The organism is Planotetraspora sp. GP83 (assembly GCF_041262585.1).
Lineage (GTDB): Bacteria > Actinomycetota > Actinomycetes > Streptosporangiales > Streptosporangiaceae > JAOEGB01.
The window spans coordinates 223135-236195 of record NZ_JBGCBZ010000006.1; the positions used below are offsets into that span (position 1 = coordinate 223135).

12 protein-coding genes are annotated in these 13061 nt (G+C 68.4%); 1 reads left to right on the forward strand and 11 read right to left on the reverse strand.

The genetic code is table 11. The features are described from left to right. Positions 1-80: 80 nt before the first annotated feature. From ABH927_RS11315 to ABH927_RS11350, 8 genes are all read right to left on the reverse strand, one after another. Positions 81-245, reverse strand: a complete 165-nt coding sequence (locus ABH927_RS11315) for a hypothetical protein (protein WP_370020571.1) — start codon at positions 243-245, stop codon at positions 81-83. Between the two features lie 472 nt (positions 246-717). Next, positions 718-843, reverse strand: coding sequence for a hypothetical protein (locus ABH927_RS11320; RefSeq protein WP_370020573.1), 126 nt, complete (start codon positions 841-843; stop codon positions 718-720). Between the two features lie 169 nt (positions 844-1012). After that, positions 1013-2158 carry an acetyl-CoA C-acetyltransferase gene (locus ABH927_RS11325; RefSeq protein WP_370020575.1) on the reverse strand — a complete coding sequence of 382 codons (1146 nt, stop codon included), beginning with the start codon at positions 2156-2158 and terminating at the stop codon, positions 1013-1015. A gap of 146 nt (positions 2159-2304) precedes the next feature. After that, positions 2305-3306 (reverse strand): hypothetical protein, encoded by a 1002-nt coding sequence (locus ABH927_RS11330; protein WP_370020577.1) that lies wholly within the window; start codon positions 3304-3306, stop codon positions 2305-2307. A gap of 82 nt (positions 3307-3388) precedes the next feature. Further along, complete coding sequence (locus ABH927_RS11335; RefSeq protein WP_370020579.1) at positions 3389-4288, reverse strand: class F sortase; 900 nt, start codon at positions 4286-4288, stop codon at positions 3389-3391. A gap of 9 nt (positions 4289-4297) precedes the next feature. Continuing rightward, positions 4298-5170, reverse strand: coding sequence for a hypothetical protein (locus tag ABH927_RS11340; RefSeq protein ID WP_370020581.1), 873 nt, complete (start codon positions 5168-5170; stop codon positions 4298-4300). Positions 5171-5683: 513 nt separating this feature from the next. After that, a complete protein-coding gene (locus ABH927_RS11345) occupies positions 5684-6730 on the reverse strand; it encodes a class F sortase (RefSeq protein WP_370020583.1) in 1047 nt (348 codons plus the stop codon). Positions 6731-6744: 14 nt separating this feature from the next. Continuing rightward, a complete protein-coding gene (locus ABH927_RS11350; protein WP_370020585.1) occupies positions 6745-8133 on the reverse strand; it encodes a hypothetical protein in 1389 nt (462 codons plus the stop codon). 230 nt (positions 8134-8363) lie between these two features. On the opposite strand from ABH927_RS11350, the gene ABH927_RS11355 reads away from it, so the two are divergent. Next, entirely contained in the window at positions 8364-9509 is a 1146-nt protein-coding gene (locus tag ABH927_RS11355) for an acyl-CoA dehydrogenase family protein (protein ID WP_370020587.1), read from the forward strand. A 19-nt stretch (positions 9510-9528) separates the two neighbouring features. Here the strand turns inward: ABH927_RS11355 and ABH927_RS11360 are convergent, their stop codons facing one another. From ABH927_RS11360 to ABH927_RS11370, 3 genes are all read right to left on the reverse strand, one after another. Beyond that, entirely contained in the window at positions 9529-9690 is a 162-nt protein-coding gene (locus ABH927_RS11360; protein ID WP_370020589.1) for a hypothetical protein, read from the reverse strand. Between the two features lie 39 nt (positions 9691-9729). Beyond that, positions 9730-10506 (reverse strand): alpha/beta fold hydrolase, encoded by a 777-nt coding sequence (locus ABH927_RS11365; RefSeq protein WP_370020591.1) that lies wholly within the window; start codon positions 10504-10506, stop codon positions 9730-9732. Positions 10507-10724: 218 nt separating this feature from the next. After that, entirely contained in the window at positions 10725-12950 is a 2226-nt protein-coding gene (locus ABH927_RS11370; protein ID WP_370020593.1) for a SpoIIE family protein phosphatase, read from the reverse strand. Between the last annotated feature and the right edge of the window lie 111 nt (positions 12951-13061).

Here is a 13061-nt window from a genome sequence, read left to right on the forward strand (position 1 = left end):
TGTGAGACCGTGTGAGAACGGAAAGACCGCCCCACGGCGTGGGGCGGTCTCATCGTCTGATGGGGATCCCGGGCGGGGGATCACACGTCCAGGCACCACATCCAGCCGTGGCCCTTGATGTAGCAGGGGTACCACTCGGGGGCCATGGCGTTCGCCGGGGTGGACAGGACGCCGAAAGTGGTCACGGCGACGGCGGTGGTGGCGAGAACCGCGGCGGAGCGCTTGAGCGTGCGGGTGATCTTCATTGATATCTCCTGGTGTGTCCATGCTTGTCGGTGACGTGAATCAGTAGACACGGCCACACTTGCCAAGACCTTCGGCCTGACTTGGACCTCACTTGGAGAGCCTCAGGAAGGCGCTCTTGGCGCCTTGGAAAACCAGTTGGCCGCCCACGACGGCAGTTGTTACGGTCACGGCATGTGGATTCTCTACGGCGACCGCTGATCGGTTGATCCAACCGATCCGGCAGATGTCACCGATGCGGCCGGCCCATCCGGCTCATCGTGTGTCCGACCTGCCCGGCTGATCGGTCGCGACTCAGCTTTCTGGCCCTGTCCTTCCCCGACGCGGCAGCTGAGTGACGGCACCTCGTGCCGCGTTCCCATTCGCAAGGAGATCCCGTATGCATATCCGCGTGTCCAGCAAACGTGGCAAGGGCCTGCCGCGTACGCCCCAGACTCAGCCACAGCCACAGCCACAGCCACAGCGGGCCGTACCTCAGCGGCACGCGCCGCAGCCGCCGCGCCAGATGCCGGCGCCGGTGATGCCGGTGCGCCCGATGCGCCAGCCCCGCAGGCTGCCCCGGCCGAAGTAACCAGGCAACCGGGTCAGTGCTCGGCCCAAGTGACCAAGTGACCGGGGCGGCTTTCGGCCCCAAGTGAATACAGAAGGGCACCCCTGGTCCGCCCGGGGTGCCCTTCGCGTTGTTAGTACGGCGCTGTTAGTACGGCGCTGTTCATACGACTCCTGGCCACCACGAGGTGGCATGCCGTACTCTCCGTGCCGGCTGAGATCAGAGACGCTCGATGATGGTCACGTTGGCCTGGCCGCCGCCCTCGCACATCGTCTGAAGGCCGTAACGGCCGCCCGTGCGCTCAAGCTCGTGCAGCAACTTGGTCATCAGGATGGCGCCGGTGCCGCCGAGCGGGTGGCCGAGGGCGATCGCGCCGCCGTTCGGGTTGGTCCGCGCCGGGTCGGCGCCGATCTCCGCGAGCCACGCGAGCGGCACGGGGGCGAACGCCTCGTTGATCTCGATGACGTCGATGTCCTCGATGGTGAGCCCCGCCTTCTTGAGCGCCTTCCGCGTGGCCGGGATGGGCGCGGTCAGCATGTAGACGGGGTCGTCTCCGGTCAGGGCCAGCGTGACGATCCGGGCGCGCGGGGTCAGGCCGTGGTCGCGGACGGCCTGCTCGGAGGCGATGAGCAGGGCGCCCGAGCCGTCCGAGATCTGCGACGACGTGGCCGCCGTGATCTGGCCGCCCTCGCGCAGGGTCTTCAGCTGGGCCATCTTCTCCAACGTCGTGTCGGGCCGGGGGCCCTCGTCGTCCTCGACGCCGTTGATGGGCGCGATCTGGTCCTTGAAGTAGCCGTTGGCGATGGCCTTGGCGGCCCGCTGGTGGCTCTCATAGGCGAACTGCTCAAGCTGGTCGCGCTTCAGGCCCCACTTCTCGCACATCAGCTCGGCGCCGCGGAACTGGGAGATCTCCTGCGTGCCGTACCGCTCGACCCAATTGTCGCCGAAGGGGAACGGCATGCCCTTCTCCAGCGCCGCCGTGATGCTCGATCCCATGGGGACGATCGACATCGACTCCACGCCGGCGGCGACGACGAGGTCCTGCGTGCCGGAGAGCACTCCCTGCGCCGCGAAGTGAACGGCCTGCTGCGAGCTACCGCACTGACGGTCGATGGTGACACCGGCCACGGTCTCCGGGAGGCCGGCGCTGAGCCAGGCATTGCGCGCGATGTCCATCGACTGCGGACCGAACTGCATGACGCAGCCCATGATCACGTCTTCCACGGCGGACGGGTCGACGCCGGTGCGCTCGACGAGCGCCGAGAGAGTGTGAGCGGCCAGGTCGGTCGGGTGGACGGTGGAGAGCCCGCCCTTCTTCTTGCCGACCGGGGTGCGGACCGCCCCGACGATGTACGCCTCTGCCACAGTGCCTCCATAGGAAACCGAGCAATGTTCGGTTAGTGAGAGGTTACATCAGAACTTTCGTCCACGCTTGTACGGGTCCGCTCGCGGGCCCCGGCCACTCTCACGGGATCTTCGGCCACTCTGGGCGGCTCTGGAGGCGTCTGGGCTCAGGAGTAACGGCCGGGGAGGATGTCCTCGGGCTCGGCGAGTTGGAAGGCGCCCTGATCGGTCGCGATCCCCTGGAGGCGGTCGGCGACGGCGAGCGCGACGGCCGCCCGTTCGAGCAGCGCCGTGTCATCCCTCACGCCCTTGCCGTCCTCATCGGTCGCCGCCACGCCGGCATCGCTCGCCGTCTCCCCCTCATCGCCGGACGTGCTCTCATCGCCGGATGTGTTCTCGGCGTCGGTCACCGTCTCGGGCCGGGGGTCGATCTCCGCCTCGGCATGAACGTCCTCAGCGTCGGCATCGAGGCCGGGCTCGGTCTTGAGCTCGGGCTTGAGCTCGTGCTTCGGCTCGATCGCGGAGAGCTTCGCGACGACGATCTCGGTGAGGTACGGCCAGCGGACTCGGGCAGCTGGCGGGATCTTGTGGCCCTCCTCGATCGTGACGACCGTGTCCGCTCCCGCGTAGATGTCGGCCACCCCGCCGCCGTTCACGGCGACATGCACGATCCCGTCGACCAGTTGTCCGTCGGGCCAGCGGTCGGGGTCCGCGGAATCGGCCGGCCGGAGAAGCTCTCCGAGCAGACCGATGGCCTCCTCCGGAGCGGGCGCGGCCGGCAGGTAGACGACAGCGGCCCGGAGATCGCTGTCGCTGAGGTCGGTCGGCTCACCCTGGCACAGGGACCAGCCGCCGAGGCGGTAGGCGATGCCCTCGGCCAGGGTCTTGTCGAAGAAGTTCACCGGTAGTGGCCCCTCCGCGGCGACGCGGCAGGCCCAGAGCCGGTCCTCGTCGCCCACGCCGAGCTTGGCCAGGATCTCACCGGTCAACTCGAGAGCGGCGAAGATCCTCGACCCGCCCGCCACGATGTCGTCGCCGTCGAGCCGGGCATCCGGATCCGCGAGCTGGGCGATCGCCAGCAGCGTCTTGGGGTCGGGGCGGGCGGGCAGCAGCACCGTCGGTCCTGTGCGCAGCCGGCCCGGCAGCAGGAGATTCGACAACCAGCCCACAGGGCCCTCCTCGTGATCGGTCGAAGAGACGATAGCCCCCCGAATCGCGATCCACGAGCAGTTCCGGTAACCCCGATCCCGATCAGGACTTACCGGCGGCGAGACGCGTGCCGGTCATCACCGCGTAGACGATGACGTTGTCCACGTAATGGCCGGTATTGCGGTTGTAGGTGCCGCCACACGTGATCAACCGTAGCTCGGCGTTGTCGCGCGGGCCGTACACCCGGTTGGTGGGGAAGGTCTGCTTGTTCGCCTGCTCGACGCCGCCGACGGTGAAGATCGCCACCGTCCCGTCGAGGCGGACGACCTCGATCTTGTCTCCGTTGTGGATCTCATGGAGACGGCTGAACACGGCGCTGCGCGTGGTGGTGTCCTTGTGCCCGAGCATGACGGCCGGGCCCGCCTCGCCCGCGGTGGGACCACCCCGGTACCAGCCGACCAGATTGGGATTGCCGATCGGTGGAGTCTCGATGGCGCCGCTCTTGTCCGTGCCCACCGATCTGATCTGTGCGTTGATGCCCAGCCTCGGCACGATCAGGCGCTTGGGCGTGGACGGCTGCATCGCCGGAGCCGGGGGCTCGGTGGGCACGGGAGGGGGCGCGGTGGCGACCGCCTGGGTCAACGGCTGTCCGACGCCTCCGGGGCCGACCGTGGGAGCGAGCCCCCCTGGCCCTCCCTGCCTCGCCAGCATCGTACGCTCCGTCGGGGCGTACTCGTCGGGAGAGCTGATCATGAAGAGCATCCCGACGACGACGGTCACCACGCCGGCGACGGCCGCCAGGATGAGCACGCCGCGCATCGCCTGGGTCCCGCTGACGCGCGGCTCTTCAGGCCGCTGTGGCGGCTGCTGGGGCAGCATGACGGGCTGGTAGATCGGCTGGCCGTACACAGGCTGTGGATAACCCTGCACACGCGGATCACCAGGGCCGAAGGGCGGCCCCGGCTGGCCGGGTGGGTACTGCCCCGGCGGTGGCGTGGTCATCGCCGGGTCCTAATGCCGTACGGCACGGCGTCGCGCACGCAGCATCAGTCCGCCGGTGGCCGCGGCCAGGATCAACGCCGTGCCGCTGAGCACGAGGACACGTCCGTCCGGCCCCATCTCTCCACCGCCACCCGTGGCGGCCCCGCCCCCAGGCGTGTGCGTCACCTGAGTGGTCTTGTGCGGCTTGGCCGTCACAGTCGTGTACACCGTCCGCGTAGGCCGCGGACTCGTCGGCGTGGCACTCGGAGACGTGTTAGTGGGCGTCGGACTCGTACTCGTACTCGTCGTCGCGGCCGGCGACACCGTGATGGTCGCCGCCGCGGCGTCCGCTTCGGTTGTCGTCTTGACCGTGCAGGTGTACCAGGCTGTCGGGGTGCTGCCGGCGGCGGTCGGACCCACCTTGAGGATGAACTGGCCGGGCTTGACGGCGAAGGTTCCCGTCGCCGTCGGAGTCACGGTGACGAGGATGGTCGGAATGGGCATCGGCGCCTGGGCCGTCACCGACGCCACGGGCACAGAAGAGGCGGTCGCCGACTTGGTGAGCGGCTGAGCCGCGATGGGAGCACCGGTGAAGGTCAGTTGCCCATCCATGACCACCTGCTCGGTGGTGGCGATCCCGGAGGTGGCCAGAAGGCTGGGAGCCGTGGCCGGCTGGGAGATCTTCCACGTCACGACAGCGGGGCCGTTGGGCGTCGGCGCGGTGACCGGTCCGGCGAGGTCCACTCCGAACTTGACGTCCGTAGTGCCACATGTGTACGTGACGGGCTTGGGCTCCAGAAGAGCCGCGGCCGCGGGGAAGCCACCGAGAAGGACTCCTGCGCTGACTACTCCGGCTGCGGCCGCCTTCTTGGCGATACGACGCCGTGCCTTCGACTTCAGCACTGATCCTCTCCCATTCCAAGTCCCTGCACTAACAGGCGTACCAGCATCCCAGCATACGGTCACGGTTAGGTAGAGATCCTATGGACTACTCCGGCCGATCGGAGCCTTTCACCACAACTCTGTCATGAAATACCCACAGATTTCTGTCATAGCGTCGCCGTCGCCGTCGTCATCGTCGTCGTCGACGCCCGTGTCAGTGGATGTGGGTGCCGGGGATGGCGACACGACGGAAACAGCTCGGTGAACGTACACGTCTCGATAAATCCGGATCCATCCAGATCCGCGAAGCTGCGCCTTCGTCACCAAGCCCGCGCGAATCGCGGCGGAGCCCAGAAACGGCCCCTTCGACAACGCGTGGGGAGATCGCGAGCTGCGCGGCACCCGCTGAGACTGCCACGGGGTCAAGATCAACGTACGGCTGTCGCCCGAAGCGACGCCCATCCGCTAATCGATCATGACGTTAGTGCTGCTATCCGGGCCGTTTGACAGCACTATCGTCATGATCGAATGCCGTCACTTCCCTTTGACCGAGGTGAGCGTTGCGTACACGATGATGTTGTCGGTGTAGGAATGCGCCTTGGCGTTGTAGACGCCGCCACAGGTGACGAGCCGCAGCGCGGCCGTGATCGTGTTGCCGTAGACCCGCGTCGTCGGGAACGCCCTCTTGCTGACCTGCTCCACACCGTCGACCGTGAATGTGGCGGTCTTCCCGTCCGCGCGGAGCACCGCGATCTTGTTGCCCCGCTTGAGTTCGCGCAGCCGGTTGAAGACGGCCGACCCGCTCCTCGTGTTCACGTGGCCGAGGATGACGGCCGGGCCCTGGTCTCCTGGGGCGGGCCCGAGGCGGTACCAGCCGGTGAGGTTGGGCCTGTTCAGCGGAGGAGGCTGGATCTGGCCGTCCTTCCGCACACCGACCCGCCCGACCGGCGCGAACACGCCGATCGCCGGAATCCGGATCTTGACCGGCCGCCCTGAAGCGATCTTGCCGGAAGACTTCCCGGTCGTCGAGGTCGACGTCAACGGGGTCGTTGAGGACGACGCGGTGGTCGTCGTCAACGTTAGCGGCGGGAACGGCTGGAGCGCGGGCATCGGCGGCGGCGCCGTCGGGGCAGCGGCCGTCAACGGCACGCCGGGCCCGCCAGGCCCGACCGTCGGCGGTAGGTAGGCCGCGACCTGACCCGCCTCCTGGATGTTCACCGGAAGCCCGGGCAGCGGGCCGGAATCACTCTGCGGCGCCGGGGACAGCACGGCGAGCATCCCCGCCATGATCGCCACGATCCCGCCGAACGACCCGCCGACAAGCAGCGTCGCGAGCACGGGCCGGGGCAACGGCTTACGCGCCCGCTTCGTACGGCTCACGCCTTCGGTGACAACGCCGCCAGCAGGAGCCGGCTGCCCCTGCGCAGCAGCCGGCTGTACGCCCGCCGGAGCGGGGGTTCCGGCAGAAGCCGGCTCTCCGCCGCCCGGAGCCGGGTTCCCAGCCGCAGCCGGGTTTCCGGCAGCGGGAGTCGGGTTCCCGGCCTCGGGGGTGGGAGCGTCGCCGTCAGGAGTGGAGTTCATCGTCGTCATCCCCCTCAGACCGTCTCGGACCGGTCACCGGCGTGCGCGGCTCTGCGCCTGAGAAGTGCCACGCCACTGAGCACTCCGACGAGCAGCATCACGCTTCCCGACCCGACGAGCAGCCGCCCCGACGCGTTGGCGACCGGAGCCTCACCCGTCTGAGCCCCGCCCTTCGGCGTGACCTTGACCTGAGCGACGGTCGGCGTCGCGGTCAGCGTGACCGTGGTGGTCGCCGTCGGCGTGGGAGTGCCGAGCACCACCACAGTGGTGAGCTGGCTCTGCGTGTTCGAGGTCGACGGGCTGGGGCTGTGACTGCCAGTACCCGTAGGAGTCGGAGTGCCGGTGGGGGTCACGCTGCCCGACGGAGTAACGCTGGGCGAACCACTGATCGAGTCGGACGGGCTAATAGAAGGGCTGGCGGTCCCGCCCACATTGACCCGGATGGCCGTGGGCTTCTTCACCGGCTTGCATTCCGCGCGGAACTGCTTCGGCGGGTCCACGAGCTGTTCGGTGACGGCTTTGAAGCCGTCCACCATGGCCCACCTGGTGTCGAGCTTCTTCACCGTGAGCGTGTGTTCCTTGTACGGCAGGCCCCGCATGCCCCAGAGCGTGTAGTTGCCCTTGTTCGCGACCAGGACCGGACTGCCGTCGTGCTCTTTGGACGCGTCCGCAGTGGCCGGGATGCCGGGCTGTCCGTCCACGAGGAACTGGACCTGTCCCGCCTGATTGGACTGCTCGGAAATGAAGTCGACGCCCGTCCCGGTGAACTTGAAGGCCGCCTCGGCCCCCATCACCTGGCTGGCGTGCACGTCCACATGGACGTCCCCGATGTTGCCGTCCCGGTCGTTGTAGTCCGTCCAGTTCGGACCGTAGGTCACCGCCGGGTCGTCATCGTTGACCACTGCTTCGGACGCGGGCGGGGTGAAGTCGAGCAGGAGCCGACGAGGCACGATCTCGATTTCGCCCTCGGCGGTCGTGGCGACAGCCCCGGAGATCAGGTCGGGCAAGGCCAGCGCGCCCCCATTTTGAAGCAGCGCCTGATCCTTCGACCCGAGGGAGTCCAGCTTGCCCGCCCACGGCCCGTTGATGTCCACCACGCCGGTCGCGGAGACACGGGCGCCCGGCTGGAACAGACCAGGGGAAAGGAAGCGAGTGCCGTCCCTGTAAGCGACGCCCCACTTGATGTCGAGCGGCTGCCCCGCGGTCAGCGCGGTCTGCAGGGTGAGGGTCACCTTCAGGTTCACGCCGGAGGGTCCGGCGACTCCGCCAGTGCAGTTGTAGTTGAGATCGACCTGAACGGTCTCCGCCTTGGCCGAGGCCAGGGGGAGTGCGAGGAGCGCCCCTCCCGCCACGCTGACGATCGCGGCGGCGAGGGTTCTCCGCCGTCCAGCTCTCCACCGCATCACGCATGCTCCCGATCGCGAAGCCTGGCCGCGCAGGCGACCGACAGTAAACCGAAAGTAGATCTTATGGGGCTATAAACGCGGCCCATGAGTCCTTCGGGGCGATGGTGGCGGAGTTGTAATACGACATGGCCCCAAGACGAGGGCAAACCGCCGCCTGGCGATCGACCCACGAGGACCAGAATCGTATTCTGTTCGCGGCATCAACCTCCGAGCCGGAAGGCGTATCCATGCGGCGTGACCTCTTCGAGGAGGAGCACCTGCTCTTCCGCGACACCGTTCGTGAGTTCCTCGCGCGTGAGGTGGTCCCGCACCACCCGCAATGGGAGAAGGACGGCATCGTGCCCCGCGAGGTCTGGAAGAAGGCCGGCGAGCTGGGGATGTTCGGCTTCGCCGTGCCGGAGGAGTTCGGCGGGTCGGGCATCACGGACTACCGCTACAACACCGTCATCGCCGAGGAGATCATCCGTATCGGCGCGACCGGTCTCGGCTTCTCGCTGCACAACGACGTCATGGCCCCCTACTTCGTGGACATGACCAACGACGAGCAGAAGCAGCGCTGGCTGCCGGGCTTCGCGTCCGGCGAGCTGATCACGGCCGTCGCGATGACCGAGCCGGGGGCGGGCAGCGACCTGCAGGGCGTCCGCACCACGGCGATCAGGGACGGCGACCACTACGTGGTCAACGGCCAGAAGACGTTCATCACGAACGGCATCAACTCCGACCTCGTCGTGGTCGTCACCAAGACCGACCCGACGGCCGGCGCCCGTGGCACCACGCTGCTGGTCGTCGAGCGGGGCATGGAGGGCTTCACCCGCGGCCGCAACCTGGAGAAGGTCGGCATGCACGCCCAGGACACGGCCGAGCTGTTCTTCGAGAACGTCCGCGTCCCTGTGGCCAACCGCCTCGGTGACGAGGACGGCCAGGGCTTCTTCCAGCTCATGCACAACCTGCCACAGGAGCGGCTGTCGATCGCGGTCGGGGCGGTCGCCTCGGCGGAGGCGGTCCTGGAGGCGACCATCGAGTACTGCAAGAACCGCAAGGCCTTCGGCAAGAACATCGGCCAGTTCCAGAACACCCGGTTCGTGCTGGCGGAGCTGGCCACCGAGGTCGAAATCGCCCGCCACTATGTCGACAAGTGCATCCTCGCTCTCAACGCCAAGGAGCTCTCTGCCGTTGACGCCGCGAAGGCGAAGTGGTGGACCACCGAGCTGCAGACCAAGCTCATCGACCGCTGTCTCCAGCTCCACGGCGGCTACGGCTACATGATGGAATACCCCGTGGCCAAGGCCTGGCTGGACAGCCGGGTCCAGACGATCTACGGCGGCACCACCGAGATCATGAAGGAGATCATCGGCCGGTCCTTCGGCTTCTAACCCGTCGTACGGCTCACGCTCAGCGGAACTGCTGTCCCCAGATGGCCAGCATGACCAGCACGAACACGATCACGACGCCCGCATAGGCCACCGGGCTCAGCCGGAAGAACCTGCGCACCCGGTTCAGCAACCACGCGAACAGGAACGCCAGGAAGACCAGAAGGATGAGTCCGGGGTCCATGCTGATCAGTATGCGGCCCGATCCCCGCCCGCGCGCGGGCTAGTCACGAGTGCTATAGAGGATCACCTTCGCCACGAGCGCCGGGTCGTCGCTCATCGGCACGTGACCGCAGCCGGGCAGCAACGTGACTCGCTGCTGTGCCCACCGCGCCGCCCGTACGGCCTGGCGGCGCGGCAGCAGCCGATCATGCTCTCCCCAGGCGATGGTGATGGGGACCTTGGGCGGAGCAGGGGGCGCGACCCAGGCGAACGACTCCAGCGTCTCGTCGAACCCCGGGCATTCGCGAAGGGCCTCGGCCGCCGCCAGCATGGCCTGAGCGGAGATCTGGGAAGGCTTGGCCACCAGCATCCCCATCGCCACCGCCTTGCCGGCTTTCGACGAGGCCAGCGCGGTCGCGGCTCCAGGTGGAGTGGCGCTCACCGACGCGCGCAACACCCGCAGCATGGTCCGTGCGTAGAGGTGCTCGGCCCTGGACCAGAAGCCCGCCGGCGACAGCGCGACAGCCGTACGGACGGCCCCACGAGAGGCGAAGTCCAGCGCGACGTAGCCTCCGAGCGAGTTGCCCGCGACGTGCGGGTCCTTCAGGCCGAGCCGCGTCCAGAACTCCTCGACCGCGACGCCCAGCGTCTCGGCGTTGTACGGCAGGCCGGACGGCAGCGGGGGCGACTCCCCGAACCCGGGAAAATCGACCGCGATGACGTCGTGCCGCTCCGCGAGCAGATCGAGGACGGGCAGCCAGCCCTGCCGGTGATGGCCGATGCCGTGCAGCAGGACCAGCGGTGAGCCACTGCCACGCCGTTCGTAGGCGAGCTCCATACCTGCGAGTCAAGCACCCGAATCGGCGCAGACCAAGGAACACACGGCAGTTTCCAGGAGAGACGGAGCACAGCGGGACGAGGAGCGCAGCGCCGGTCAAGGGGGGAAGCGACCCACCACATAGGGCACGCCCGCTGAAGCACCCCCGATCGAAAACGCATAACTCGCCCCCGCAAGCCGGGCGGCAACCTCAACACCCTCGCCGGCGAGGACGCCCGTCAGCGGCCGCCGATGGGGATTTCGAACCAGACGGCCTTGCCCTCGCGGGTCGGGCGGGAACCCCAGCGCTTGGCGAGCTGGTCGACGAGGTAGAGGCCGCGGCCGCCCTCGTCGTTCTCCCCGGCGCTGCGGATGCGGGGCAGCCGCAGGTCCTGGTCGAAGACCTCGACCCAGATGGACTCCCTGCCCCGGCGGAGCCGCAGGGTGAACTCCTTGTCCCCGGCGATCTCCTCTTCGAAGCCCGGCACGTCCCAGGACTCGTCGAACGGCAGCGGCGGTCCGTCGAGCACGAGCTCACGGCGCGGGATGCTCGCGCTGGCCGCGTGCAGCACCACGTTGGTCACGACCTCGGAGACGAGCAGGCAGGCGAGCTCGACGCGCTCCTCGGGCACCTGCCAGCTCGCGAACGCCTCGGACGCCATGCGCCGCGCCTCGCTCACCATGATCGGCTGGGCGGGGAACGTCTGCTCCTCGAACTCGAGCTCGGTCCCGACCGACCGTACGACCAGGATGGCCATGTCGTCGTCGATCTCGCCGGGAACGGCGATGGTGGCGACGTCGGCGATGCGCTCGACCGGCTCGGCGGAGATCTTCGCGACCTTGTCGCAGAGGATCTGCAGCGTCTCGTCCTCGCTGAGGGAGGGGCCATCGGAGTCGCGCGGCGGGCGCCGGTCGACCAGGCCGTCGGTGTAGAGCAGCAGGGTCGCGCCCGGGGGCAGGACCCGCGTCTCCTCCTTGTAGACCAGGTCGGCGTGCATGCCCTTGGCGCGGACGCCGAGCGGCTGGCCGACCTCGGTGATGTCGAGCTCGGCGACGGTGCCGTCCACGATCAGCAGCGGCGGGGCGTGGCCGGCGTTGGCGAAGGAGAGCTGCCGCGACCACGCGTCGTACACCAGGTATTGGCAGGTGACGATCGGGGGGTTGGTGATGTCGGCGCCGAAGTCGTCGCGCTCGGGCGCGGCGACGATCCGGGTCCACTCGTCGAGACGGGCGAGGATGTCCGCGGGAGGCTTGTCGTCCTGCGCGAAGGCCCGCAGCGCGGCCCTGAGCTGGCCCATGACGGCCGCGGCCTTGGCTCCCCTCCCCTCGACGTCGCCGATGACGATGCCGACCCGTCCGGCCGACAGCGGGATCACGTCGTACCAGTCGCCGCCGACCTGGGTCTGGATGCCCTGCCCGTGGGACGCGAGCGGGGCGGCGGGGTAGTAGCGGACGGCGATCTCCAGCCCGTCGAGCGACGGGAGCTCACGGGGCAGCAGGTGCTTCTGGAACGACTCGGCGGTGTGCCGCTCCTCCTCGAAGAGCAGGGCGTTGTCGACGGCGAGGGCGACCCGGGTGGCGATGGCGCCCACGAAGTCGCGGTCGAACGCGTCGTAGTGAGGGGAGCGCCGGTCGGTGAGATTGGACATGCCGAGATACATCAGGCCCAGCGTCTCCCCGCGGGCACACAGCGGCGCGACTATCGCGGAGGTCATGCCGACCTCACCGCAGATGCGTGCCGCGCCCTCGCTGGGGGACGGGTAGCTGACCTCGGAGAAGTCCTCGACGAGGATGGTCTCCTGGCGGCGCAGCGCGGTGTCCGCGTAGTGGCCGGCCGGGTACCTGATCTCGGCGCCCACCGGCCTCCAGGTGTCCGGCGGCGGCGACCAGCCGTTCACGTGCGTGGAGACCTTCCGCACCAGCCGGTCGCTCTCCACCAGCTCGATGAAGCAGTGGTCGGCGAACTGGGGCACCAGCATCTCGGCGACCCGGTTGAGCGTCTCCTCCACGTAGAGAGAGCCGGCGAGTCGCTCGCCGATGCGCTCAAGCAGGCCGAAGCGGTCCTTCTCGCGCTCGTTGCTGCGCATCGCCTCGCGGGCGGTGATCACGATCCCGGTGACCGACCCGGATTGGTGCCGCAGCGGCACGGCCTGGGCCCGGACGTAGATCATGGTGCCGTCGCCACGGACGACGTCGAAGGTGCCCTCCCAGACTCCGCCGCGGAGCACGTGCTTGGCGAGCTCCACCGCGAGCGGGTGGTCCTTTTCCATGATTCCCAGGGAGAGGAGGGATTCCTTGCCGGAGGGGAGGCCGGGCCTGCCGAACAGACGCTCGGCGAAGGGGTTCCAGTAGAGAACGTTGCTGAATCTGTCGGTGACGACCACCGCCATCTCCACGTGGTCCAGCACGGAACCGGCGGTCAGGTGATCCGCGGTGTCCTGTGACAGATCCCCCCAACGTTTCATCCCTCGACCACCCCCTGGAGACGGATGCTCGCTACGCCGACCACGGACACTCCTGCAGGGGTTGCGATGTCGCGGGAGAGGAGGGGCCCCCTATGGGGATTCAACCAGGCA

What these genes read in the sequence shown, in the direction of transcription:
- ABH927_RS11315 (WP_370020571.1), bottom strand. Translation starts at nt 245, where the DNA reads ATGAAGATCACCCGCACGCTCAAGCGCTCCGCCGCGGTTCTCGCCACC.
- ABH927_RS11335 (WP_370020579.1), bottom strand. Translation starts at nt 4,288, where the DNA reads ATGACCACGCCACCGCCGGGGCAGTACCCACCCGGCCAGCCGGGGCCG.
- ABH927_RS11345 (WP_370020583.1), bottom strand. Translation starts at nt 6,730, where the DNA reads ATGAACTCCACTCCTGACGGCGACGCTCCCACCCCCGAGGCCGGGAAC.
- ABH927_RS11350 (WP_370020585.1), bottom strand. Translation starts at nt 8,133, where the DNA reads ATGCGGTGGAGAGCTGGACGGCGGAGAACCCTCGCCGCCGCGATCGTC.
- ABH927_RS11355 (WP_370020587.1), top strand. Translation starts at nt 8,364, where the DNA reads ATGCGGCGTGACCTCTTCGAGGAGGAGCACCTGCTCTTCCGCGACACC.
- ABH927_RS11360 (WP_370020589.1), bottom strand. Translation starts at nt 9,690, where the DNA reads ATGGACCCCGGACTCATCCTTCTGGTCTTCCTGGCGTTCCTGTTCGCG.
- ABH927_RS11365 (WP_370020591.1), bottom strand. Translation starts at nt 10,506, where the DNA reads ATGGAGCTCGCCTACGAACGGCGTGGCAGTGGCTCACCGCTGGTCCTG.
- ABH927_RS11370 (WP_370020593.1), bottom strand. Translation starts at nt 12,950, where the DNA reads ATGAAACGTTGGGGGGATCTGTCACAGGACACCGCGGATCACCTGACC.